Annotated in this window: 18 protein-coding genes and 1 tRNA gene; 8 read left to right on the top strand and 11 right to left on the bottom strand. The window is 54.3% G+C overall.

The genetic code is table 11. The features are described from left to right. Positions 1 to 66 precede the first annotated feature (66 nt). The 5 genes from P8935_RS14140 to P8935_RS14120 all read right to left on the bottom strand — a co-directional run bounded on the left by P8935_RS14140 (position 67) and on the right by P8935_RS14120 (position 4,760). Positions 67 to 660, bottom strand: a complete 594-nt coding sequence (locus P8935_RS14140) for a hypothetical protein (RefSeq protein ID WP_348260945.1) — start codon at positions 658 to 660, stop codon at positions 67 to 69. Between the two features lie 320 nt (positions 661 to 980). Beyond that, positions 981 to 2,831 carry a capsule assembly Wzi family protein gene (locus tag P8935_RS14135; RefSeq protein ID WP_348260944.1) on the bottom strand — a complete coding sequence of 617 codons (1,851 nt, stop codon included), beginning with the start codon at positions 2,829 to 2,831 and terminating at the stop codon, positions 981 to 983. Between the two features lie 785 nt (positions 2,832 to 3,616). Then, entirely contained in the window at positions 3,617 to 4,222 is a 606-nt protein-coding gene (locus P8935_RS14130; RefSeq protein ID WP_348260943.1) for a recombinase family protein, read from the bottom strand. Next, a complete protein-coding gene (locus P8935_RS14125) occupies positions 4,219 to 4,398 on the bottom strand; it encodes a plasmid partition protein ParG (protein WP_348260942.1) in 180 nt (59 codons plus the stop codon). Before P8935_RS14125 ends, P8935_RS14130 begins: the two co-directional genes overlap by 4 nt. A gap of 26 nt (positions 4,399 to 4,424) precedes the next feature. Next, complete coding sequence (locus tag P8935_RS14120) at positions 4,425 to 4,760, bottom strand: helix-turn-helix transcriptional regulator (protein ID WP_348260941.1); 336 nt, start codon at positions 4,758 to 4,760, stop codon at positions 4,425 to 4,427. Positions 4,761 to 4,867: 107 nt separating this feature from the next. Here P8935_RS14120 and P8935_RS14115 point away from each other — a divergent pair, with 107 nt between their 5' ends. Then, positions 4,868 to 5,173: a hypothetical protein gene (locus P8935_RS14115; protein WP_348260940.1), complete on the top strand. Its 306-nt coding sequence runs from the start codon at positions 4,868 to 4,870 to the stop codon at positions 5,171 to 5,173. A gap of 431 nt (positions 5,174 to 5,604) precedes the next feature. Here the strand turns inward: P8935_RS14115 and P8935_RS14110 are convergent, their stop codons facing one another. Next, positions 5,605 to 5,994: a hypothetical protein gene (locus P8935_RS14110; RefSeq protein ID WP_348260939.1), complete on the bottom strand. Its 390-nt coding sequence runs from the start codon at positions 5,992 to 5,994 to the stop codon at positions 5,605 to 5,607. 426 nt (positions 5,995 to 6,420) lie between these two features. On the opposite strand from P8935_RS14110, the gene P8935_RS14105 reads away from it, so the two are divergent. Continuing rightward, complete coding sequence (locus P8935_RS14105) at positions 6,421 to 7,332, top strand: NAD-dependent epimerase/dehydratase family protein (RefSeq protein WP_348260938.1); 912 nt, start codon at positions 6,421 to 6,423, stop codon at positions 7,330 to 7,332. 1,353 nt (positions 7,333 to 8,685) lie between these two features. Next, the gene (locus tag P8935_RS14100; protein WP_348260937.1) at positions 8,686 to 9,054 is read left to right on the top strand and encodes a hypothetical protein; all 369 of its coding nucleotides are present in this window, start codon (positions 8,686 to 8,688) and stop codon (positions 9,052 to 9,054) included. 497 nt (positions 9,055 to 9,551) lie between these two features. Here P8935_RS14100 and P8935_RS14095 read toward each other — a convergent pair whose 3' ends face one another. After that, positions 9,552 to 11,894 carry a glycosyltransferase gene (locus tag P8935_RS14095; RefSeq protein WP_348260936.1) on the bottom strand — a complete coding sequence of 781 codons (2,343 nt, stop codon included), beginning with the start codon at positions 11,892 to 11,894 and terminating at the stop codon, positions 9,552 to 9,554. Positions 11,895 to 13,314: 1,420 nt separating this feature from the next. Here P8935_RS14095 and P8935_RS14090 point away from each other — a divergent pair. From P8935_RS14090 to P8935_RS14080, 3 genes are all read left to right on the top strand, one after another. Further along, the gene (locus P8935_RS14090; protein WP_348260935.1) at positions 13,315 to 13,791 is read left to right on the top strand and encodes a hypothetical protein; all 477 of its coding nucleotides are present in this window, start codon (positions 13,315 to 13,317) and stop codon (positions 13,789 to 13,791) included. Positions 13,792 to 14,423: 632 nt separating this feature from the next. Continuing rightward, positions 14,424 to 15,518 (top strand): hypothetical protein, encoded by a 1,095-nt coding sequence (locus P8935_RS14085; RefSeq protein ID WP_348260934.1) that lies wholly within the window; start codon positions 14,424 to 14,426, stop codon positions 15,516 to 15,518. A 1,148-nt stretch (positions 15,519 to 16,666) separates the two neighbouring features. After that, positions 16,667 to 17,710, top strand: a complete 1,044-nt coding sequence (locus P8935_RS14080) for a site-specific integrase (protein WP_348260933.1) — start codon at positions 16,667 to 16,669, stop codon at positions 17,708 to 17,710. A gap of 88 nt (positions 17,711 to 17,798) precedes the next feature. Here P8935_RS14080 and P8935_RS14075 read toward each other — a convergent pair. The 3 genes from P8935_RS14075 to P8935_RS14065 all read right to left on the bottom strand — a co-directional run bounded on the left by P8935_RS14075 (position 17,799) and on the right by P8935_RS14065 (position 21,020). Continuing rightward, positions 17,799 to 17,885 (bottom strand) — tRNA-Leu (locus P8935_RS14075). Positions 17,886 to 18,098: 213 nt separating this feature from the next. After that, a complete protein-coding gene (locus tag P8935_RS14070; protein ID WP_348260932.1) occupies positions 18,099 to 18,362 on the bottom strand; it encodes a hypothetical protein in 264 nt (87 codons plus the stop codon). 201 nt (positions 18,363 to 18,563) lie between these two features. Next, positions 18,564 to 21,020 carry a transglycosylase SLT domain-containing protein gene (locus tag P8935_RS14065; RefSeq protein WP_348260931.1) on the bottom strand — a complete coding sequence of 819 codons (2,457 nt, stop codon included), beginning with the start codon at positions 21,018 to 21,020 and terminating at the stop codon, positions 18,564 to 18,566. 208 nt (positions 21,021 to 21,228) lie between these two features. Here P8935_RS14065 and P8935_RS14060 point away from each other — a divergent pair, with 208 nt between their 5' ends. Both P8935_RS14060 and P8935_RS14055 read left to right on the top strand, forming a co-directional pair. Then, entirely contained in the window at positions 21,229 to 21,879 is a 651-nt protein-coding gene (locus P8935_RS14060) for a sigma-70 family RNA polymerase sigma factor (protein WP_348260930.1), read from the top strand. Between the two features lie 10 nt (positions 21,880 to 21,889). Next, positions 21,890 to 22,102 (top strand): zf-HC2 domain-containing protein, encoded by a 213-nt coding sequence (locus tag P8935_RS14055; protein WP_348260929.1) that lies wholly within the window; start codon positions 21,890 to 21,892, stop codon positions 22,100 to 22,102. A gap of 70 nt (positions 22,103 to 22,172) precedes the next feature. Here P8935_RS14055 and P8935_RS14050 read toward each other — a convergent pair whose 3' ends face one another. Next, positions 22,173 to 23,963 carry a pyrrolo-quinoline quinone gene (locus tag P8935_RS14050; protein ID WP_348260928.1) on the bottom strand — a complete coding sequence of 597 codons (1,791 nt, stop codon included), beginning with the start codon at positions 23,961 to 23,963 and terminating at the stop codon, positions 22,173 to 22,175. Between the last annotated feature and the right edge of the window lie 72 nt (positions 23,964 to 24,035).

Below are 24,035 nucleotides of genomic sequence, written 5' to 3'. Positions count from 1 at the left end.
CCATGATTACTCTCGCTTCTCACCGGTCTCGTATCAGGAAACGTAAATCATTCTTTGCGGGTTGGATTAGAAACGGGTGCCCGATTGGCCAAAACGATATGTCTCTCCGAAAGTGAAGCCTCGCGGATTGAGGGAGTGGTTCTGATTCGTAATACTGCTGTGAAAATTAGGGAAGAAGTCATATGAATACTCGACGTGGGTCCACAGATGACCGCCTGTGTGATATTCCACGCCGCCTCCAAGTGTCCAGATATTGCTTGTATGGTGCAAATGGCCCGAGGAATTAGAGGGGTGGGATAGGCTTGCAAAACCCGCTTCGCCCTTGAACATAGGCTGAAACCTACCCCAATAATCGGACGTATAGATCAGGCCGCCTCCACTTGTAAAGTATTTGTAGGTCGACGCTGCATTGTTTCCACCCACGATCATGGAGTGGCCTTCTGCGATGATACTGAGGTCATGCCAGATCGTGATGGTTCCCCAAGCTGAAGGGCCCCATCTGTTGATGTCCCCACGCTCCCAATCGCCCGACCAATAGTTGATACCCGCTCCAAGCGAGGTGGAGAGCGGAGGATGAGTTGTGACCGCAGGTACCACCTGCGCTACGCAGGAAAGGGAAATGAAACTGAGAGTTATGACGGCAAGCAGATTCGCAACCATTTCATATTCTCCTCATGTGAGGTTTGTTTATAGAGACGTCCGCCAGGTGATCGTTAGAGCACCTGTATACACCTACCTAGATGCGTTTGGTGCCGCGAGGGGCACTCGCCATTCCAATTTTCTCCCGCGAGCGCTTTATTCCCAAAGACGTAGTTGGGAATATAGTTCTGACCCCCAATCGAGGTGGCTTGCCTGCGTAATGGTCGGCGGTTTTTTCCCGACATTACTCTTGAACGGCGCTAGGAATTCGCTGACATATTGGACCGCCGCGCCAGTTGCGCGTTGTATTCACAATTGTGGCCAGCTGCCCCCTCTAATAATTAGAAAGCCAGTTTTCTTTGGGGATACCAAGTGAACTGGACAGCGGTGGTGGTGACTGTCTGCTGACCCGGTAGATAGATTGGGGCCTTCCATTTTTCGAAGGCGAAGCTGCCGTTGACCTCGAGGTCCTTGCCGATACGCTTCACGACCTGGAATTTAATGTCGTTGATCGTTGTGCCGCCCTGGATGAAATCTTTGGCAGCCTTCTGATTTCTGATGCCTACCTGAATCCACTCGTTGCCGCTGAGGTGATAAGCGATCCAACCTTGTCCGCCCTTGGCTTCGCGACCGATCCAATCGCCAAAGATCTGCCCATTGTTGGTGTATCCGTGTCTCTGAAGGGATTCCCAATACATGAAGTGGCCGCCTCCGCTGGTGGAGACCGGAGGATCTGTGTAGACAGCTTCAGCGCGAACGTCGACTTTTGGCAAGCCGGGAACGTGAGACAAATAGAGGCCTGGACGCCATGCCGCGCGACGCGGCGCATCGATGGGAGATACGTCATCGTGAACCTCGCCGTCAGAGTAAAGAGTGAGCCAGTTGCGCACGAACGGCAGCCGGTAAGAAAAATCGAAGGCACCGAAGCGTGCCCCCGGATCGTTGCGGCCAAGCTTCTCTCCAGCGGGAGGAGAGGCGAAGCTAAAGAAGCTCTTGAGAAATGTGTGTATCGTGATGGGTCCATGACCTTGTCCGCCCCAGATGGCTGTGCGTTCAAAGCCGAATTCCAGGTTTTCTGTTGGACGGAAGCTGATCTTTTCGAGATGCATCCAGGGGTCGCCTGGAGTGATCACATTCGGCTGGCCTGCGCCGGGATAAGCGGGATTGGGAACGTACGTGTGGCCGTGCAGTCCGCCGATCATGAATTCATAGCGGAACGGCCCTGTCACATACGATAACCCGGGGACGTGCAAAGGCTCGATGCGATTGATGCGGAACGTATAGAGGTTCTCAGCGTTATTGGAGTACGCGAATCCGGCGCCCAAGCCCGGACCAAGCCAATCATCCTGTTTCCCAAGCGAGATTTCGTGATGAAGAATATTCGCGGAGACGTAGGCTTCGAGAACACGGGCATGAACCGTTGTATCGATGGGGCCCAGCGGAATCGTCATTTGATGGTAGGGATGGCCGGTTTTCGGATCGATGAATGGTATGCCATCGATTTCGGAGAGTTGTTGTGCAAGCGCTGGAGAGTATCCAGTGGCGGAAGGCGCCGCCTGGAACTCGCCGCGCGCGTAGACCAGGAATCGGCCAGCCGATGCGTATCCGCTGATGCCCGTGTAGTTGTTGAATCCGTTCTCGTCGGGGCGACCATAGTCGTTAATGACCGTCTGGCCGAGGTGAAAGCTATCGTGGAGAGGGGTACCGGTGATAGCGCGAGAAGTGGAGTAGATTGATTCGATGCGTGTGTGGCCTTTGAAAGCAAGGCAAGGGCCCTGCATATCTGGGTGAATCTCGCGATCGAGAGCCTCATAGATCTGCTGAGCCTCGTTCGACGTTGCGTCGGGCGTGTCTTGCGCGTCTTCGATGCGCGCGGCAGCCTGCTCGAGCATATGGTCCAGGCTCGCGCGGGTCCATGGGCGCATGTTGAGAAATACTGTGTCGACATAGCCAAGACCATAGAGCCGGAAGACCGCTGGATAAACCCAGCTGTCGACGGGGATGTATGGGGAATCGAGTGTCGAGGGCTCACAAACGGGAACCGGGCGACCAGTGTCGGGAATTGTTTGGGCACCGCCTTCAGCTGCTGCGGGTGTCTCGGCTAAGACCGCTGGCCCGATACTCAGGAATCCTGCCAGCACGGTCGTAACTGCGATGAGAGAAGCAGTGGCTGCGCGTTGTCTGACGCTCATTTCCTCACTTTACCATTCGGTTTAGGCCGGGTTCTGCTATGTCGTTTGTTTCGCGGGAGATAGACGAATAAGGGATACTGCAATCTTGATTGGACTATTAATCAAGGAATAGGGTAGCCATTCGAGGTCAGTGACAACTCATCACTGCTGCTGTTCCAGTTTGATGGCTTTACTCTTCAGGTAGTTTTCCACGGCGGGCGGGGAATCGGCGAAAAATGGCGACTTGGCTGAATAGGCGATTTCTCCTAGGCCGGGTTCGACATGCGTCCGGGCGACGTACTGAAACAAAGCCGCGCCGCAGCCCTAACATGACCGGACCCGTCCGCCTACCAAACGAATTGTCCGATTGTTAGGCGTTCCGCGTTCCCACTGATGGCTATACTGTGAAGGTAGGCTCTTATGTTTGTGTGCGCACAGAGATCCGATAACGTACAGATCGCCTGAAATTGGAGACTAGATGATTTACACGTTAGTGGCTCTGGTATTCACCGTTCTTTGCATTTATGTTGGGTCTCTCGTTTGTACGATTGTGATTCTCTGTCGTCAGATTAGGAGAGATGAACCCGGACTTCATGGAGAACGGCGATATAGAGGCTGAAGCTCGCCGCAAATCCCGGGTGAATCTGTGCCCCTATGATTGTTGTTCTTCGCGAGATTCGTGCACAACGGATTCTAAAGCGAAGGGCATTAAAAGTGATCTAGCCTGTACCTTAACCTATACGTTATGAGACGGCCGAATCGGTGAGATTCGGCCGTTCATTTGCTTGGGTTTAGTGGGGATGTTTTCACACCCCTTGTGAGACAGTAGCGCCGGCAGTGTTCTGGGCGTTGACGACACGATGCGCAGTGGCACGGCTGATGCGGTGAACGTCGGCGATCTGGCGCAGGCTCAGACCGTGCTGGCGATCGCGAAGGATGGCTTCGCGGTCGAGGTCAAGCGGTTTTCTTCCGATCTGACGGCCTTCGAGTCGAGCGCGCCGCATTTCGGATCGCACGCGCTCGATGATCAGGTTGCGCTCCAGTTCAGCGACGACCCCGATGATCACAACGATGGCACGGCCCAGCGGACCGCCGGTGTCCATCTGTTCGCGGAACGAGACGAACTCGATGCCGAGGTGGTTCAGCTCGTCGAGCACCTCGAGCAGATGCCTGGTCGAGCGGGCGATACGATCGCAGGCCCAGACCAGGACTACGTCGAAACGCCCCCGGCGGGCATCGCGCATTAGATCATCCAGAGCAGGCCGGCGTGACTTCACGCCGCTGATCCGGTCGGTATACTCCTGCGTGATCTCATAGCCGCGCTGAACGGCCATCTGGCGCAGGTCATACCCCTGAGTCTCCGGATGCTGGTCGACAGTCGACACCCTGAGATAGAGAGCGGTGCGTTTCACTTGCGCCGCCCCTTGGGAGACTTCTTGTCGACGTAGCCCTTGATGAACTCCATCAAAACATCGGTCATGTTGAGTCCTTGTGCGGCGGTGGTTGCCTTGAAGTTGTTGTGCAACTCAACGGGTACGTTCAGGTTCATGCGTTTCACCTTCTGCTTTACGGGTTTGATCTGGCTCACCTCCTCTTCGGGGTGAGTGTATCTGGTTATGAGTACCTATGCCTAACTTGGCCGGATAGACTATCGCCATCCTCCCAGGCTCCGGAATAGAGGATCACCAGGGAGGCCATGACCAGCTTTTTCTCTCCGAGGCCCCTCCCGAAGGCACACAGTTGCTCCCAGGACTCGGGGACTTGGCCAGCCTCCATGGCCTGCCATTCCTCGACGGAGCTGCCGGCCCGTTTGGCCGCATTCTTGATCGATAGCCCGCGCTTCTGGCGCCGGAACTGGATTTCCTCGCCGAACAATATGCCCCAGAGGCCGCGGCGGAAGCGTTCTGGATTTCGGAAGAACGAAGAAGTGCATGCAGATACTTTACTCATATGGGTACTCCTAATCGGGCAGCCCGTCAAGTAGGACTGCCTGGATTTAACTCCATCCTTAGTTTGTGCTCATATGAGCATTCAGCCAAAGACCCTTCTTCATTCCTTTGGCTGCACCAGGAAGCTACGTATTCTCTATACAGGCGATTGATTCTGACGGCAGCGTAGTCGAAGACCGCGTGCCCTGGATCAACCAGCAGCTGGTCCCGCTGGCCAGCTTCGATCTGTCCAGCCTGGTCACCGAGATCAAGGGGATCTCGTTTGATGACCGCGGCCGGCTCTGGGTATGGGATGGCGCCAAGGCCATCGCCCTGCGCCTGGAATACGACGCCTACGTGCTGGACCAGGCATCACGCTCCATCTACCTCACGGACTCCGTGGACGGGCTGACCATCGATGGGATCATCCTTTAATCTCCAGCCGTTTAATTCGACCACCTATGTGGACCAGCTGGCTTTGCAGACCACGTCTTTTCCTTCCGGCGGTCGGTTTGCCACCTTCCAGATCCACTCCCGGCAAACCGGCAGTAAAACAAGTCTAACCCTTATCCCTTCTTGGCTTTGCGCCAATCTACTGCTTCCCGCGAGGCTCCGATGCGCTCCCGACGTTCTCTCTTTACTGCGCAACTGCGCGAATCCAGAGAAAAAAGCGAATCCGGAGAAAAACGAACCTTCCCCGATCAACAGATCTCGATTAAATCAAGAGGAAACCTCCTGACTTTGGACGGCAGTGTCGGTCATGAACCTAAACCGCAAGGGAGCATGTTGTTGGAATGGAAGTAGCAGATCCGGCTATTCGCTGTAGGGGATTAGGCCTCACAGGGGTTCTCTGTAAAGTTCAACTCCTAGTGAACACGCCGGCGGTCTTTCACCTTTACCGCCGGCACACCGGCGTACACACCCCACGGCTCCAGGTCGCGTGTCGCCACTGAGGCGAGGCCGAGCACCGCACCTTCCCCTACCTTGACGCCCGGCGAAACACTGGCCCGCGCACAGATCCATGCATACGCACCCACTTCCATCCTGTAGGCCACAAGGGGCAACGACGGATCATCCAGGTCATGCGCAGCTCCACAAAGATAAGAACCCTGCGAAAGAATGGCGTGCGTACCAAGGTGAACCGGTGCGGGGTTGTAGATCTCTGCACCATCCCCGGCAGTCACCTGATCTTCGCAGATCAGATTCCACGGGGCCCACAGCCGCGAAGTTGGATAGAAATGACAGTTCGGCCCCATCTTTGCTCCGAAAAGGCGCAACAGCAGTGCACGCCATGAATGAAAAGGTCGCGGCGAGCAGCGGTAGAAAATGCACCAGCAGATCAACCACGTGAACCTTGCTAGGCGCTGCTTGAGCGAAGAAACAGGCTGCAGGTGAGGCTCTTTTGTGGTTGCTACAGAGGTGTGTCCTTCTACATCACCGTGGGATCCGTTAACCATTCGAGGTGATTCTACCAAGTGGAAGATCTTGAAGGGCACCTCTCATTCGATCCTTGAATTGGTTCAGGGGCGAGAACGCCGGGGCTACCGGACTCACAGATGGTCCAGACTTCCCACTTCCTCAATTCCACATTCTGCATCCATCCAACTTCGCTATCGAGACCCTGTGTAGAATTCAAGTGGGCATTCTCTCGGCCATATAGAATCGCAAACATCTTTTTCTCTATGAAGATTCTCGTTACTGGTGGAGCGGGTTTTATTGGAAGTAACCTCGTCGATCGCCTGGTGCGCGATCAATATGGACATGTGTCCGTGTTCGACGACTTTTCTCGCGGGCGCCTCGAGAATCTTTCACAAACTGGCAAAGCCATCCGAATTGTTTACGGCAACATCCTCGACTTTGAGCGTCTTCGTGCTGAAATGGTCGGCACCGAAGTCGTCTTCCACTTCGCCGCGCTCTCTAACGTTCTCGATTGCGTAAACAATCCCGCGGCCGCAATTCGGACCAACGTTGAGGGGACGCGCCAGGTTCTGGAAGCCGCGCGCCAGACAGGCGTTCGGCGCGTTGTACTCGCTTCTTCACGCGAAGTATATGGCGAAGCAGCGAACTTGCCGGTTCTAGAGTCCTCACCTCTAAACCCGAAGAATATCTATGGCGCCAGCAAGGTTGCCGCCGAAAAAGTCTGTGCGGAATATGCCGCTTGCGGACTAGAACTCACAATACTCCGTCTCTCCAATGTATACGGAACTCGAGATCGCGGCCGTGTGATTCCGCTGTTCATCGAGCGGGCACTCCGTGCGGAGCCAATCACCATATACGGCAAGAACAAGCTGCTCGATTTAGTTTGGATCGAGAACCTGCTCGACGTCTTGACCCGCGCCGTGCAACTTCCCTGCCCCACTCGGCCAATGAACATTGGTTGTGGCAAGGGTACTCGACTCGTTGAACTCGCGGCGCGCGTGTGCGCACTTACGGATCAGACGTCTTCAATCCACATCGCCGAAGAGCGAGAGCCGGAGGTTGAACATTTTGTTGCTGAAGTCACGGCAGCACGGAGGCATTTCAGCCTTCACTGTCCAGATGATCCACTTGAATACTTACCGTATGTCGTGGAAGATTTCCGAACTCGCATGTAATTCAGGACGCCGCACGGACCGGCAAACGATGCTCCTGAACGTGTATACAAAGGTGGACCTCGTGAAGATTTCTACTTCCGACACCCACTCTGTCACGCCTAGCTCATTTTGCCCTCTTCTCTTCAGGTCTCATTTCATTGGAATTAAAGGTTATCCCCTCCGATATAATCCTCCCCGATGACTTACGCACTCTCTGCTTTCGGCTACGAGATGGTCGTGTGCCAAACCAGGAGAGGCACTTGGACTTGCGGCTATCGCGAAGCGGGTTTTACAGGCCCGTATGCCCCAATAAGTGAAGTTGAGTATCCCACTGCTCGCTCAGCGCAGTTCGCAGCTTACAAGGCGATTCAAGCTTATGCCGCTCAGTCGGCAGAGTCAGTCAGGGACCCATGTTCTGAGAGCTTAAAGGCATGGTCGGATGACCAAGTACCCAACCCACTAATTCGACGGCGTTAGAGCCGTATTGCCCGGTCAGGCGAACCTGGCTTATTCCCGAGGATGCGGCTCATTGGGCGAGTCGATTCGGGAGTAGCTCCAATGAAGGGGTTTACTTGCCAAGCGCGAAACCGACCCAACTCTGCAGATCGGCAAACAGTACCTATTACACGAAAGTACCATTTCAGTGGATTAACCTTGGCGTCGACACTTGAATGTTTGGGAAACCTGGAGCAACAACAGGCATCTGCATGAAAGATGGGTTCCCAATCACCGAAAATGGACTCGCAAGCTCAGATCGATTTTCTCGCAACGTTGCGCCTCTCTCTCCAAGTGTTGAAGGAGGCCGAATCTGGATCCTCAGTTGACGAACTCCGACACATGATTGAAGCCCGAATCGCCGAACTCAAGTCTGAGGCCAAACTCCAGCATAAACCGGCTGCCCTAGAGATCTCATGTCCTGTCTGCAAACAGCGAGCCGGACTTCCCTGTATCAGCCTCCCATCTAAAACTCAGTTCGGCAAGAAGAATGATCTCTTATTTGAATCCCACATCGGCGGAAAGAAGGTCATAATGAGGCGGCCCCACTGGGAGCGAGTCCGTAGTCGCGTTGCAGCCAATTCACTATCCAGCAACTGAGGGATACCACAACGCTTTGGTTTTCCGCGTGATTTCTAATGGGCTAAATGCTCTAATACTTCAACACTTCACTGCTCCACGCGATGCATCGATAGAAAAGTGCCACTTATTGTTTGGCAGAGCAATGAACTTAGATTCTGCCGGAACTGGAACTCGCAAACGAATTGCTTCGGGTTCGACCCGGTTCGCTTCGAGGCGAGGCGATCCTGTAGCCACAACCTGACCTGACCGGGAAGTCTGTAGTTAATTTGCCGATAAATTGAGCGATACAATGCTGCAATGGTGAACGACCTCGAGATTGAGTCTTCTAGAGACGTGTCGCAAGCAGTTCGACGGGACTTCGCGCACAAGCTGTCGCACCAGTTTCTGCGAAAGCTGTTCTTTACTGCGTTGATTCTGAGCATTTTGAACTTTGCCTTGTTCTTCGCTGGAACCTTTTATCTTGGCGGCAATGCCATAAGGGGCAAGATCGAAGCAGACAGGTATTACGTGTGGGGATATCACCACGGTGTTAAGGGTTACGCCGAAGTGAGTCACGCCGCTTTCATTTACAGTGAATGGCATGGAGACAGCGTTATCGTAACCTGGCCTTTGATGATTCTCGCATGTTTCATTTATGAAAAAATGAGAAGACGCGGCGAGGATTGATCTGCCCGTCCTCCTTGCGACCCAATCACCGGGGGACCATCGGACCACCGCAGCATGTTTCTCTTTTGGGCGCCTCTGATTTTCGCCTTTCACATCCCCCATTGCATTGACACTAATCTCCTGGAGAAGGCGAGGCACCAGCCAGCAGCGAAAAACAGCCGCTCGAATATCGTCGAGGTGGTTAAGTTCCCTAGGGATTTCAGTAACCAGACGTGGTATCAAGGGCCAAGGTCCGGCAGCAAACGATAAACATCCTGCGGGGATTGTCCCGTGCTCCGCCGTCTCTTCGACGAACATAAAATATCCGGGAACGATCACGGGGCGACAAGTGCAGCTGCACCATATGGCAAAAGGGATTGACAGTGATGTGCGGCAAGCGCCTGGAGAGCCAAATCTGCCTGGGGACTATCGGTCGGGTGGTTGCCATCGGTGAAACCATCATGCGCACTCCGGCGTATTCTTCTCGATAAAACCATTCAATTGGGCGAAGCGTTGCTTCAGTTTGCCCGCTTGACCATGTCCATTAGCTGCAAAAAATCAGATGCCGTTGCTTCCATCGTGAAATGTTTTAGAAAGCCCTGACGTGCTGCACTCTTCATCATGATGCGCTCACTCTCGGACATAGTGGCAAATCTGTGTATCAGGTTCGTAGTTCCTTGAAGAGTGTCGGGCTCTACGAGGCCCGCCTGCGATGACACGACCTCGCGCCAGACATTTACTTTGTCGCTGATAAGAACTGGAGTGGAACACGCCATTGATTCCGCGACAACGATGCCAAAATTCTCCTGATGAGACGGCAAAATCATTGCCTCGGCAGATCGAAACGCTCCCCATTTGAGTTCACCCTTCAACATGCCGGGCCAGTGAATCCTTTGACCGATACCAAGTTGATTGGCCAAGCTTTTGAGACCCGGCGTCAAGCCAACCTGGTCTGGACCGGCAATAACCAGATCGAGGTCGGGTGGAATCTGATCAAGGTTACAGGCGAACGCACGAATTAGTAGATCGCAACCCTTCTTCGGATGAATTCGACTGAGAAACAGGAGAAAGGGCCTGTCTCCCAGTGCGGGCAGCGAGGATCGAAATGCGACCTTCTCGCTCACTCCATCGGCGCCAGGATCCATTGTGCCGAATCGAACTATCCGTTCTCGATACATATATCCGAGAAAAACATTACGTGCCCGAATTCGTTCTTCTTCACATGTGAAAAGCACTGCGAGGGCATCCCGCAGGACTCGACCTTCGGCAAGCCACCAATAGAGTTGCTTTGCGAGGTGCTTAACTGGATAGCGATCGCGAAAGTAGCGATCCAGCATACCGTGTGAATAGATGAAGTACGGAGTAGAACTTCTTCGTAGTCCGAGCCACGCACCAAGCGAGGAATAATTCCAAAGTCCGTGAAGAATAACTGCATCAAAGTCTTTAGCGTTTTCCCTGATCCAGTTCGTGAAAGTAGGGTTATACCCAAATCTGCCTTTTCCCTCTCCAAGACCCACAATTGGAAAAGGAAAAGCGCGGGAAGACGCTTCTTCTTCTGTCTCGAGACAGGCGACTTCGACTTGATGGCCCTCACTGATGAGTACCTCTGAAATGCGGCGCACAGCCTCGATTGGGCCGCCCGACTCGGGAACGGTGCTGTGAATCACCTGCAGAATTTTCTTATTACGCGACGCCTCAGACGCAACGGAAGGAGCAAACCCAATTGCACGAGCAAAATCGAGTGCTGCAGCCTCTATCTCGAAATTGCGCAGAAAGCCTTCGCGCGCCGCTACACCCATTTGTGTACGTTCCGCTTCGGATAGGCGGTAAAAATCGCGGATTAAATTGTATGTGCCGACCGCGGTGTCGGCCTGAACCAATCCACCTCGCGATGCAGCAATTTCACGCCAGATGTTTACCTTGTCGCTGATTAAGACCGGGGTCGAGCACGACATCGCCTCTGCCACCGCGATCCCGAAGTTCTCCTGGTGAGACGGCAGAATAAATGCCTCTGCTGAATGGAGAGCGCCCCATTTAACGTCATCTCGCAACATGCCCAACCAGTGAACTTGATTGGCAATCATCAATTCATATGCCAACCGTTTCAGTTCTGCAATATAACTCGACGAACCGGGGCCAGCAATTGCAAGCTGGATCTCGGGACCAATTTCGTTCCGAGCTTCGGCGAAACCCTTAAGTAAGAGATCGCATCCTTTCTTAGGATGAATTCTGCCTAGAAATAGGAGGAAGCGCTTGTCCTCAAGATTCGGGAACCTGGATGAGAATTTTGCCTTCTGCATTGGTTCATCCCTAGGTGGGCTTGGGACACCATAGCGGACAACACGCTCCTTGTAGGATTTCCCATAAAACACGCCGCGCGCGCGACTGCATTCTTCTTCGCTCGTAAAAAGTACACCAGCGGCGTCATTCAAGACACGTCCCTCCGCCACCTGCCAATACACAGATTTCAAAATATGTTTCAGTGGGCAGCGGTGTCGAAACCATGGGTCCATCATGCCGTGAATGAAGACGAAGAATGGGATGGATTGATTCTTCAGGCCTCGCCATGCCCCTACTGACGAGTAATTCCAGAGCCCATGAAGAACAACTGCGTCAAATCTTCGCGCATTCTCTTTAACCCAGGGGATGAGCTTTGGGTTGTAACCATATTTGCCAATGCCGCGACCAAGACCAGTCACGGGAAAGGAAAATCCGCGTGATTCGGCCTCATCGGCTGATTCCAGACTTACGACCTCAACCTCATGTCCGTTACGAATGAGAACCTCAGAACTGCGGAGGAGGCCTTCAATGGGACCGCCAGATTCGGGATTTGTTTGGCGAATAACTCGCAAAAGTCTCATCTGAGGAATCAACAAATTCAAACGTGATTGAGGAATGGAAGATGCTTGAACTAATCTAGAACGCTCACTTCGAGGGTTTCTCAGCCTCTAACAGCAGACCGCTGACATTCTTCATTTTTCTTCTTGCTTCATTCGAGACAGTTGGGTCTTAAACTGATGCCAGTTCGACCATCATACTTCGAGAGAGGCTCCCGCCAGTCGTTCCCAACGGGCTAAAGGCCGTTTCCCCAAGATCGGTTAGAGAGCGAGTGTGTGCTTGCGAGGTCACCCTTACTCGATCGTTCTCAAGTCCTCCTCCTACATTTTGCCTCATTTCACACCCCATTGTCGCGCGAAAGGCTTTGGGAGTCCGAGATTGCCATTCTGCCGCTCACACCTTCACAAACAACACATGGCACGGCATCTGTGCTGCAGTTCCCCAGGTGACAACCATGTCGGTGTCGAGGCAAGCACAATCACCTGCGACAAGGACATCCTTGTCTCTGCCTATATTCAGATCCAACCTACCTTCGATCACGTAGATGAGACACGATAATCCTTGATCTGATTCTGAGGCCGCAACCATGAGCTTAGGAGGAAATTCAATCAAACTGGCAACGCATCGAGTCGATCCGATATGCTCGTAATGAAGCGGGATTTGCCTTACAGATTCTTGCGATCCACGAACTGCTTCGAGATGGCCTTTGCGCGTGATTGATAGACTATGTCTCTTTGGATCCGCGAAGAAGTAGCTCAAAGAAACCCCGTACACGCGGCAGATCCTGGAGAGAGTCTGCAGGGTTGGAGTCATTCGCTCGGACTCAAGCTTTGAAAGGAGAGCGGTTGATAGTCCTGTCTCGCCTGCTAGGCGAGAGAGGGTGAGTCGCTTCCCGATTCGTAATTTCCGAAGTTTCAGGCCGATTTGATATTGATCCAGAGCCGACGCATGAGAGTAAAGCATCAGCTGGATCGTCTCATTCTCATTAGGTTTGGAGATGTGGGCTCGATCACAGCGAATTTGAGAACCACAGAGAGTCTAGGTCGCTCTGCGACGCTTGAAGAGTATGTAATCATTCAGGTCATTTCGGTGCACCTAGCAAGAATCAGAAATTCAGTCCGGCGAACCAGAATATGGGAGGCCATGACTTCATTGGCGAGCAACGCTGATGAATCTCACATTGCTAACAGCGCGTTGTGATTGGCAGAATTAAGATGACAGTTCCAGCGCGATGCTTTTCCCCTGCGGCTCTTCCCTTGCCGGGTGAATAGACCCGAAAAAGGCATTCCATTAAGAAGGCGAGCTCATAGATTGAATCTCCCGCTCCAAACTCCAGTTGAAGCCTGTAAGTGATCGTTCCAACTTTTCTGAGATTCAGGACAGACCTAAAGTAACATTGTGAGTGTTCATTCAAGCGATTTTCGTTATAGCATCAAGCTTGATATGCGAATCGTTCCTCTGCTGCTGCTCGGTCCGACCGCACTAATGATGGCATCACCGTTATTGCATCAGACTGCCGGTAGTCCGAGCGAAGCCAATTCAAACAGTCTCGATCTGTACGAAGCCGTGATACGTTTCCAAGTCAAAGCCTGGCAGCCATCAATACATACCTACTGCGTCAAAATCAACGGCGCAGATCCAGACGCGGCTCTGCGACAGCGTCTTCGGGCCTTGCATGTAAAGGGAGCATCTGCCTGTGAAAAGCTCAAAGAGAACGGACAGATGACAGTTGTGGACGCGAAAAAGAAACAGTCCGTAATCTTTGATCTTGGTGCCGTTCAAAATGTCTCCGACTCCAAAGTCGAGTTGCAAGGTGGCTACCTCTGTGGGAATGTGTGCATGGCACAGGGAACCTACAGAGCATTCCGTGACAGATATGGTTGGCACGTGGCGGGATTCGAAGCGCAACTCACGTTTTAGCTGACGTGCAAAGTTTTGGCAACCCAGCATCGAAAAGCGCAATTATCGCCACAATCTGTTTTCCCGTATCCCGACAAGCGCTTTGACCACGGGGTTGTGCGCCCTGTCACAACGCAAAGGATCATCAATCCCCTATCGTCCAAATAAAGTTGTGTAAATCTCGGAGCATTTCAAGAAAGATTGTTCCGTTGCCTTCGAACCCAGAACTGGTTTCCGTGCGGCTCAGCAAATTCCAGACAGACCTGATCTGGACCGGATTGAACCATATCCTCTGCTCGTACGCAGCGTGGGAGTCCGTTGGAGAGTCGCTAACCAGTTATCCGTTCCGGATCCAGCCGTTACCACGCAAATTCAATAGCGGCACGTTCAGCCCCTCCATGATGAACCGCACTTTAGGGCTCTGCACCAAGCTTAGGCCAAAGAGATCGACGGGAGGCACGTTTAAGCTGGACGCTTTCGAACTTCGCGGTGCCGCCTTTGCAGCGCGAGTCACACTCAAAATTGAGCGATTTGAAGCTCAAAAGAATCGTAAGTCGAAACCTCTAGGTCCAAAGGGCCAAGGCGTGGATCCTAACCCAGTCAAGAATCTGGCGCTGAGAATAAAGCGCTGTCTCAGATTCCTAGAGCACGAGATGAAGCGCGCCACGCGCCAGTTCCTTAAAAACTCAACCAGTGGCGAATTTAAGACACTTTCCAATGAATGGCGCGAGCACCTTCGTTGGATGAAATATCGTCTGGCCTATTTCAGGTCATTTCGGCCCGGGAGCCCCAACTTAAGACGAACACAGCGGCAATGGATTGACCTTCTGGTTTCAATGGCGAAGACGGCGATCGCAGCTGAGAGACCGCAGATCACGAATGAAAAACTGCTTCGCGACATCATTCGGCGATTCGTTCACGATTGCCGTCGTCGCCGAGTGGGCGAACGCAACTTTCTGTATATGCTCAAAAATCAAGAGGACCCAATCGCCCAAGCCGAGTTGTTGAAATACGTCGCGCCTCGATTGGGATGGGAGGAAGGATTGATGGCAAAGAACCGGGGAAGGGCAACCGTGGACTCGACTCCACCTACCAAGCAAGTGGAGGTTCCACGGAAACAAGCTCCGATCGTGAAGCCGCCGGTCCAAGTTGCAGTTGCGCCAAGCCCACCAGTTCATCAGCCAAAGGCTTTCGTTGCCAAGAAAGCATTTTCAAACAAGGTTGTTCTGCCTCCACGTCCAGATCCGAAGGCTCGACCCAACGCGATTGAGACACGACGCCGCGAACTCGCCGAATTTCTTATCGAGTTTTTCAAAACAGTAGGATCCACGTTAGGTCTTCAATACCCAGCGGACCTCCCTAGTGTTTTGCGGGATCTTAGGAAGCTGATGAACGATTTGCCTACTTCTGGTCAGGCAATTGGCGTCGTTCCGATGGGAGACGCACGGTCTGCTTTCTTCAAAGGAATCAGCCTGGGCGCTTTGGATTGTGACAGGCAGATCAACCTAGCCACGGGACTGCGGAACCTAATGAAGGCGCTCGGCGGAAGCAGGTCGACTTGGGAAGATGCGCTGGGTGAGGTAGATCCGATGAGAGGAAAAATGGCCAGTGATCTTGTACAGAATCGTCAATCGACTTCCCTAGACGTGGGGTTCTCAGAACAACAGGCTTCCCTGCCCGGAGTCTTGCCCGTGAGGCGTCCTGTCGAGTTTGGGATAGTAGTTCCCGGCTTTCGCCGGCGTCAGTGACAGCGAATCATTCAACTGTCATCCCGCCTCATGAACCGGCATCCCAACCGTCAGGGGTGTTCCCAGAAGTGTGAGAGGCTTTTTGGGACAGCAGATGCTGCCATATTCTAAGACGCAAACTCAGCCTCTCCCGTTTCCTTGGAGGCACAAAGGAGATTGCGCACACCTGAATCAATCAATCGAAATCAAATGTTAGTTGCGGCCAACCGAGGGGGTGGTCCAGCAGAAGCCCGGGAACCGCTGAACGCCCCCAACTAGTTACCCTTCGCTGGATTTGAAGACCGTTAAGTGCGCGCAAGAAGCCCTTGCGCGCGAAGTGACGGAAGTTGTCATGGGACCAGCTCGGCCCCTGCTGGTTTGAGTCCACTTGACACGGAGCTGCCACCTGGGTGATCCCCTGGGCATTTGCCTGAGGTTATGTGAACGAAACGGATAAGCACAGAATTCACCACGGGGATTCGAGTGTCCACGTTCATCGTACGTTGTTGGGAGAAAGAACCAGTCCACCTAAAGCTAAGGGATAGAGGTTACCTCAGATTATGCAAACACCAGATCGTGTTGGTCGCATCACCAGCTAACCGTGCAATCAGGCCATACAATGCACGACAGCATGCTTCCATTAGATGCCGCCCCGGCCGGGGCCCAAAGGAAAACAGAGGCGTAAATTCAAACGCGCAAGCGTGCGTCTTCTGTTTTACACATGTCTCAGCAGCAACCAGCGTGAGACGGAAAGAGAACCATGAAAAGAAAAACTGTAACTGTCATCGTCACAGCAGAAGCCTCGAGGATGTTCAGGTAATGTCCGAAGTAGAGCGCTTGCTGTACGGAAGGAAGTCAGCCGCAGAGTGTCTGTCTGTGAGCGTAAGGGTGGTCGATTATGCCCTGTCTCGGGGAGAATTCGAGACAAGAAAGATCGGGCGCCGGACGCTCATCACAGCCAGAAGCCTGAAGAGCTGGGCTAGTATGAACCACTACGGATCCACAAAGAAGCCAAAACGGCCCAAAGAGGACAACAACCAGGACAAAGCTGCCTGATTCAATCCTCAAGTTGATCCAGAATGGGTCAGGCTTCTCCTGACCCATTCCTTTGTGTGCATAGTCGGACTTTAGTACGACTGGTCCGCATTAACACGCGCAAGAGCAAGACCATGGCAAAGAGAGAGATTAAGAAGGTACGGGGAGTCTTCGAGCGGCCGAAAAGCTCTGGGGTCTGGTGGATCAATTATTACGCCGAAGGTGTCCAGCACCGCGAGTGCATCGGAACCCGCGGTGACGCGATCGACGCCTACCGAGACCGTAAAGCTACGGCAAGACGCGGACGCAAGTTGCCCGATTTGCGCCATGGGAGGCTTACCCTTTCTTCACTGGTCGACGACGCGCTTGAGTATGCCAAAGCTCACAACAGCCGATATCGCGATTATGCAAGCAAGGCAAGCATTGTGTGTGCGGAGTTCGGCCCAAGGATCGCATCGTCCATCAAGCCTCAAGAGATCGATTCTTGGCTGACCCGGAGGTTCAAAACTCCAGCAACATCGAACCGGTATCGCGCGTTCCTGTCCCTGGTTTGGAAACAAGCGATGATCAACGGCAACGCTGAATCGAATCCAGCGCGCCTTGTTCGGCAGCGCAAGGAACCGCCCGGCCGCGTTCGGTTCCTGAGTTACGAAGAGTACGACCGACTGTACAAGGCCATCGAGCGTCAGTGTCCCGAACATCTGGCGGAGTTCATCGTGAGTGTACACACCGGGATGAGATTGTCGGAGCAGTACACAACCAGCTGGAACCAGGTTGATCTTGATCGGCGCGTAATCGAACTCGGCAAGACGAAGAACTTCTCACGACGAACTGTACATCTTAATGCCGATGCGATCACCGCAATCAAGTCCGTCCGGTCACCCGGCCGGAAGCGGACCGCCATGGTGTTCCCGAACCCCGTAAAGGACTTCGTGACTGACCGGTGGTTCCACCCTTGCCTCAAGGAAGCTGGGATCACCGCCTATGTTTGGCACTGCAACCGTCATACCTTCTGCTCTTGGCTGGCGATGAACGGAGCATCGATCAATGAGATTCAGGTCGCCGCTGGACACAAGACCATTGCAATGGCTGCAAAGTACGCGCACCTGAGTCCGGCCCACAACTTGGGGGTAGTTGACCGCATCTCCGGCGCAGTCCGTAATCCCAACAAGCACTGATGGGGCCAACAGGCACTAAAACAGGCACCAGACGCCAAAGGCCACCTCAGTTCAGAGTGCCATTTCCGATGCAAATTATTGATTTCATTGGTGCCCGGAGGGGGACTTGAACCCCCACGGCCTTGCGGCCTGCGGATTTTAAGTCCGCTGCGTCTGCCAATTTCGCCATCCGGGCCTGGGTGGGCGTTAGCTCTATGGTAAATCGAAACGAGCGGACCGAGGGTGCATCGTTAGCCGCTTCGAACTACGAAGTTGCCAGAAGAAGTGTTGTCAGGATTGGCTTCTCAGTCTAAAAACAGAGAATCCTTCCGGGGCTCAAAGCCGCATGGGTTCTGCACTCGGTAATGGGCTGAAGACCATACCCTGCAAAACTGATCAATGGGGTGGGCTATTGCGGGTGACGGAAGCGGATGTTTTCGCCTTCGAGTTTGTACTCTGCTGAGCAGGTGTCTCCGCCGCAGATCATCGCCTCTTTCTCGCAGAGCTGACGGCGGGTGATCAACCCCATGGTGCCGCAGCGCGGGCAGGACATGACGGCGATGTATGGGTTCTGGGCGTGGCCAAGTTTGGACTGGTTTTCAAGGACGAAAACCGTACCAGGGTCCATTTTTTCGGGAATCCACTCTTCGAGAAACTGTAAGTCGGTAGACATCCTGCCCTCCGAGAGTCTGACGTTACAAATACAGATCGTGTTCGGTAGTGCTGGGTGGTCCGTCTTTCAACAGCGTGGTGCAGGAGGCCCGGTGGAGAGTCTAATCTTTTCCAGTTGCTTCGTAGTGTTTACGGAGGGCTGGGTTGGCGTCAATGAGAAACCATCCGCATTAGTTGCAAGTTGGATTCCTCAATGCCGTGGCTACCTGCCACTTGAAGACTTAGATGCGGCAGGAGCGGTTTGGCTAGCGTCGATCTCGCGATAGATTTCGATGTTGCGCAAAATCGCCTGAACATAATCGCGAGTTTGAGTGAAGGGTATGGATTCGACGAACTCGTCAATGCCACTGTAGGGGCCTGAGGCCTGCCAATCTTCAACGCGGCTCTCGCCGGCATTGTAGGCGGCCAATGCGTACTCGGGAACTCCGCCGAACCTGTCGAGCGTCTGTCTAAGATAACGGGTGCCGAGACGGATGTTGGTTTCGGGATCCAGCAGCTGAAAGGTCTGGAAATGCGTCATTCCCTCTTCGCGTGCAATTGTCTTGCCAGTGGACGGGAGGAGTTGCATGAGGCCCCAGGCGTTGGCGTAAGAAATTACGGATGGATTAAATTCGGATTCCTGGCGGATGAGTGACGCAACGAGATAAGGATCTAGATTGTTTTTGGCGGATTCAATCTTGATGGTTGTCCAATAAGGCTCCGGGAAGAGTATGTGCCAGTAGGCAAGAGGGATGGACTGGATAGGCGCGCTCGCGGCACCTGGTAGCGCGCGCTTAAGGGCGCGCATAGCGCGATATGCCTCTCCGTAGGATGCGTAGATTTGAGCTTCTGCGAGGGCGCTCCACGAGCCTGAATCCGGATCCGCGGCGATTTCACGCGGGATGTAGTCGTTGAGGCCGGCATTGGCGAGCAATTTGGCTTTTGCGAGATGCGGGCTGTCTTCGGGGAAAGATTCGGCAAGCGTGGGAACGTTAGCAGACTTGATCTGATCGAGATCAGGAGTGGGTGCGGGCTCAGTACTGCCTAATGCGGCGAGGCGTTGACGCGCCATCTGCGCATAAAAGAAGTGTTGATAGACGCGAACAATGGTGCGATAGTTAGCTGCGGCTTGGGCAAGATTGTGATCCTGGCTCTCATAGAGACGACCGCGCCAATAAAGGGCGGAGGCTGTCTCTGTCGTGCCCGGAAAGTTGTGAATCTGCTCGTCGAAAATGCGCTCGGCGTCTTTAAAGTTTCCCAGGCGGTAGTTCAGCCATCCGGCGCGCCAATGGGCTGCGGAGGCATTCTTGTTCGATGAAAAATGCTCGGCGAGGTAGCTGTAGTATTCGGCTGCGCGCGGATAGTCTTTGCGAAGCAGATACATGTTGCCGCTGGAAAAAAGGGCCTCAGCCAGCCACTGGCTCGAAGGGAAATCAGTTTCCAGGCGTGTCACGATGCTTGTCTGCTCGTCGAGATCGTTGCGGTTCCGCGCAAGTTCCATAAGTAAATAAAGGCGGCGCGCGCCGTTCTCATCTGGAGTATCTGCAAGGGCCGTAGCCTGGGTCTCGGTGAGGCGCTTGAGTTTCAAATCGCACGCTGCGGCGGCGACGGCGAAACCATTGCGGGTTTGCGGATCGAGATTGAACTTCTGGGCAAGTGCTCGATACTGCTCGCTGGCTTCTTCGTAATGCCCAGCCTTGTAATAGGCGTCGCCGAGACCGCGGAGTTCGTCGCTGGTGAGGGAGTCCTCTGCATTGAGCGAGGTGAGCTTGGCGCGGGCGATGGCGGCTTCAGTAGAGAGCGGGTATGCCAACAGGAGCGCCTTGAAGATGTGAACGGCCTCCTGATTCTGGTTCTGTGCCTGGGCTAAGAGGCCGGCAGCAAGTTGATAGCCAACACGACCGGCGGCAGGATCGCTGGCGGCAGCGTCGAGGACGCGCTTGGCTCCGACGAGATCGTGCAAGTCGAGAAGCACGTTGGCTTCGAGTTCGGGCACCTCGTCAACGAAGATGCTGTCGGGATACTTTTCCTTGAAGCCCTTGAGCAGGGTTTCGGCCTGGGCTTCAAGATTGGCTTCGTGATTCGCCTTTGCGGCTAGGAAGTCTGCGTAGTCGTTAAGCTCTTCTCCAGATTGCTTCGCCTGATGGAGGCTGGCGACTGCATCAATGTAGCGCTTATCGAGCAAGTAGGCGTGACCGAGAGAAAGGTAGGCTGCCGCAGCCGGCTCGCCGGAATGCGCATGTGCGTAGGACAAGACGCCGGAGTAGGCAGCTGGCGTGCGCAGGGTGGCCAGTTGCTGGGCCATAGGTCGCAACTCGGTGGATGCGACAAAGGCGAGCTTGATTTTGTGGGCGCGAGCGGCGCGGCGGCGACGCTCGGCGGGGCTGACGTATTTCTTTTTACCTCGAGGCGCAGTGGCTGACCGGTGGGTCGTGGCCGATGATTTCCTAGCGGTGGAGGTACCGGGTTTTCTGGCGCTTGTGGCAGACGGCTTTTGAGTGGAAGTGCTACCCGGCTTCTTCGCCTTGTGAGTGGCGGGATGCGAGGTATCGGGTGATGCGGAGGTTTGCGCGTCGTACCGTTTCCCCTCTAATGGAGTGGCTGCCAGCAATGCACAAAGCACGGCAGCCAGAACCCGAGCCGGGACTTGCGTTAAAAGAGGGGAAAAAACTGGACTCATAGATTCAATGGTATGCCGGAATTGCCGGTAGAGAACAGCTGAGAACCAGTACCGTTACGTTCCCATGGGAACCAACTATGCTCGGTTTCACGTACACGAACTGCTTTCTGGATTGCAGATTGGCTTCGGCAAAGCCGTCCATTACACTTAGACGCAGGGTATCTGGTATGTTTTGACCGCGACAGCAGATTTCCCGCAACCAACTCTCATGGCGACCATCCAACCGATAGCAGGCGAAAACGAGCAACATCCCGATGTGGCCTTGGTAGACCGGGTCCGCAAGGGAGATATCTCGGCGTACGATGAGCTCGTTCGCAAGTACGATCGCCAGATTTTCAGGATTGCACAGCACATCACGCAGAACCGCGAAGATGCTGAAGACGTGATGCAAGACGCGTTTCTGAAGGCGTATGAGAAGCTCGATCAATTTCAGGGGAACTCGAAGTTTTACACATGGCTGGTCCGGATCGCAGTAAACGAAAGCCTGATGCGACTGCGCAAGCGGCGTACGGGCAAGATGGTATCGATCGACGAGGATATCGAGACGGAGGAGGGCAGCGTTCCGCGCGACCTCGCCGACTGGGCTCCCGATCCGGAGCAGAACTATACGCAGGCGGAGTTGGCCGAGATTTTACGCAAAACGATACAGGGCCTGCCTCCGGGCTTCCGGATAGTTTTTGTGTTGCGCGACGTGGAAGGTCTATCCACGGAAGAGACGGCGGAGACGCTGGGTTTAAGCGTGCCTGCCGTGAAATCGCGGTTGCTAAGGGCTCGGCTCCAATTGCGCGAACGCCTCAGCCGTTACTTCAAGAAGAAAAAGGTTTCCCGGGAAAAGGGAGTGAAAAGTGACGTGCACTGAGTTTCTGGCAATGCTCGACGATCTAATCGACGATTCGGTAACGACCGAGATGCGCGCCGATCTGCAGGAGCACCTGCGCGGCTGCGAGCACTGCGAAGTCACGTTAAGCACCACGCGCAAGACCATCCAGATCTATCGATCGCACGAGGTTTATGAGATGCCGTTAGGGCTGCGGGAGCGGTTGCATAAGGCGATCATGGAGCGGTGCAAGAAGGGCTGCTGAAAAGCGCCTAATCAGTCGGCAGTCTCTTCGATAGATTCTCTCCGCGCGATTCACACGCGTCGCAACAACCTCAATTCAACAAGCCGAAGACCGCCACTCCGTTCGGGGTTCCGACGAAGACTTTTCCATTGACGATCGAGGGCGTGATGAATTTGTTGCCATTGCCGAAGTGATCGCGTCCGGCTGCGGCCTGGTCGCTGTTATATAGCTCGTTCAAATTTGTGGCGTCGTAGGCGTGGAGAACTGCTGGCGAGGAATTTTCAACGGCCCAGACAATGCCGTTGGCGGTCCCGTTGGCGCTGACTGCGGGGGTAGTGCCGGGATATTGGAACGAATTCGCGCTGTGGAAGGCAGGCGCGGCGGCAAGCTTGGCGTTGGCGATGGGAAAAGCCTTGAGGGTGTCGCTGACTGCGCCGTAATAGACGGTGTTGTTGAACCAGGCGGGCATTGACCAGACTCCGCCGATGGCGCCGTCGATTTCCTGATAGAGCGCGCTGTTATCCTGCGCGTTGAATTTGCCCATCGCATCGCGGTTGACGACATAGATCTTCTGATCCTTCCCTGCCCCAACGGCGAGATGCCATGTCGTGCCTGCCGCGTCTTTCAGATCAGGAAGCAAAAGGGCTCCGCCAGAGCCAAGGTCCACGTCATCGTTGGACTCCGTGACGGTGTTGAATGGCTCGAAGTAATCGGCAACGGCAAGAGTTCCGCCGCTGGTCGAGACCTTCAAGAAGGCGTTGCCAAAATCGGAGTTTACGGGAAAGCCGCTGGCGTTGAGCGAGGCGTCAAACGTTCCGTTGGCATCAAGGAAGTAGATATTCCCCGACGTGTCCGCAGCGAGGCCCGCACCCGCCATCCAGATTGAACCTTCGCTGCCGTTCGGCGTGAGGTTGAGAGCGCTGGTCTGCGCCAGCGTGGTCTCGCTGTAGCCCATCAACCAGCCTGTGTAGGGCTGAAAGTCGCAGTGCGATGTCCAGCCCGCGTAGATGACACCATTCAGGAGGAGCAGACCGGCGCGCTCAGCGTATTGCCCCGGAGCGAAGATTACATTCCCGCCGGAGCTGCCGGCTCCGGTGCCAGGAAAGATTGCGCTGATTTCGGTCGGACTGCCGGATATTTCCGCGCCTGTGGTGACGTCGAGGGCGTGAAGCCGCTGGTGATATGCACCCTGAGCATCCAGCGACATTCCCACAACAAACATTGTTCCGTGTGCGCCGGCGCTCCTGTCGATGACCGGCGTCGAGGTGATTCCGATCTCGGGAGTGATCTGGCCGCATCCATGGTCACCGCTCGTGGTTTCATTAGCGCCCAGAATTGAGGTCTTCCAGATCTGTGTGCCCGAATCCGCGTCGAAGGCATAGACGCTGTCGTGCTCCGTGACTGCGAAGACAACGTTGTGGGTCTCACCGGCAACATTTAGAGCAGAAAGATACAAGGGCTCGCCATCCACCAAGCCGTCAACAGGAAGCGTTCTGAGCAACCCGAAGGTTCCGGAGGTGACGTTGGCTGGCGTGAGTGTGCTCTCGTTGGGATTCAAGCCGGTTCGCGCGACGTCGTCATGATAGGTGGTGACGTCGACGCCCGAAGCGGCTGCCGTTACGGTGATGGTGATCGGCAAGGAATGACTGAGATTGCCCGAGTTTGCCGAGATGGAGGCCGTCGAGGAGTTCGCGGCGGCGTTGGGTGCGGCGGAAAAACTGATTTGTTGAGCGGCGCCAGCAGAGAGAGAGAGGGTTGAGGGCGAGGCACTCACTCCCGAGGGTAGCCCTGTAACGGATGATTGAATCGCGCCCGTGAATCCGTTGACGGCGGTTGCGGTCAGAGTTACGGCTTGCGCACTTCCCCCGGCCTTGAGGTTCACGCTTGTTGGGCTGGACGATAAGGAAAAGTCTGCGACTGTCTTGGTCTGGGAACCGCTCCCGCAACCACATAC

This window comes from Telmatobacter sp. DSM 110680, from assembly GCF_039994875.1.
Classification (GTDB): Bacteria; Acidobacteriota; Terriglobia; order Terriglobales; family Acidobacteriaceae; genus Telmatobacter.
This window is presented reverse-complemented; position numbering and strand designations above follow the sequence as displayed.

Coding starts and splice junctions, on each gene's coding strand:
- P8935_RS14140 (WP_348260945.1), bottom strand. CDS start 660: ATGGTTGCGAATCTGCTTGCCGTCATAACTCTCAGTTTCATTTCCCTT.
- P8935_RS14135 (WP_348260944.1), bottom strand. CDS start 2,831: ATGAGCGTCAGACAACGCGCAGCCACTGCTTCTCTCATCGCAGTTACG.
- P8935_RS14120 (WP_348260941.1), bottom strand. CDS start 4,760: ATGAGTAAAGTATCTGCATGCACTTCTTCGTTCTTCCGAAATCCAGAA.
- P8935_RS14110 (WP_348260939.1), bottom strand. CDS start 5,994: ATGGGGCCGAACTGTCATTTCTATCCAACTTCGCGGCTGTGGGCCCCG.
- P8935_RS14105 (WP_348260938.1), top strand. CDS start 6,421: ATGAAGATTCTCGTTACTGGTGGAGCGGGTTTTATTGGAAGTAACCTC.
- P8935_RS14100 (WP_348260937.1), top strand. CDS start 8,686: ATGGTGAACGACCTCGAGATTGAGTCTTCTAGAGACGTGTCGCAAGCA.
- P8935_RS14095 (WP_348260936.1), bottom strand. CDS start 11,894: ATGAGACTTTTGCGAGTTATTCGCCAAACAAATCCCGAATCTGGCGGT.
- P8935_RS14090 (WP_348260935.1), top strand. CDS start 13,315: ATGCGAATCGTTCCTCTGCTGCTGCTCGGTCCGACCGCACTAATGATG.
- P8935_RS14085 (WP_348260934.1), top strand. CDS start 14,424: ATGAAGCGCGCCACGCGCCAGTTCCTTAAAAACTCAACCAGTGGCGAA.
- P8935_RS14080 (WP_348260933.1), top strand. CDS start 16,667: ATGGCAAAGAGAGAGATTAAGAAGGTACGGGGAGTCTTCGAGCGGCCG.
- P8935_RS14070 (WP_348260932.1), bottom strand. CDS start 18,362: ATGTCTACCGACTTACAGTTTCTCGAAGAGTGGATTCCCGAAAAAATG.
- P8935_RS14065 (WP_348260931.1), bottom strand. CDS start 21,020: ATGAGTCCAGTTTTTTCCCCTCTTTTAACGCAAGTCCCGGCTCGGGTT.
- P8935_RS14060 (WP_348260930.1), top strand. CDS start 21,229: ATGGCGACCATCCAACCGATAGCAGGCGAAAACGAGCAACATCCCGAT.
- P8935_RS14055 (WP_348260929.1), top strand. CDS start 21,890: ATGCTCGACGATCTAATCGACGATTCGGTAACGACCGAGATGCGCGCC.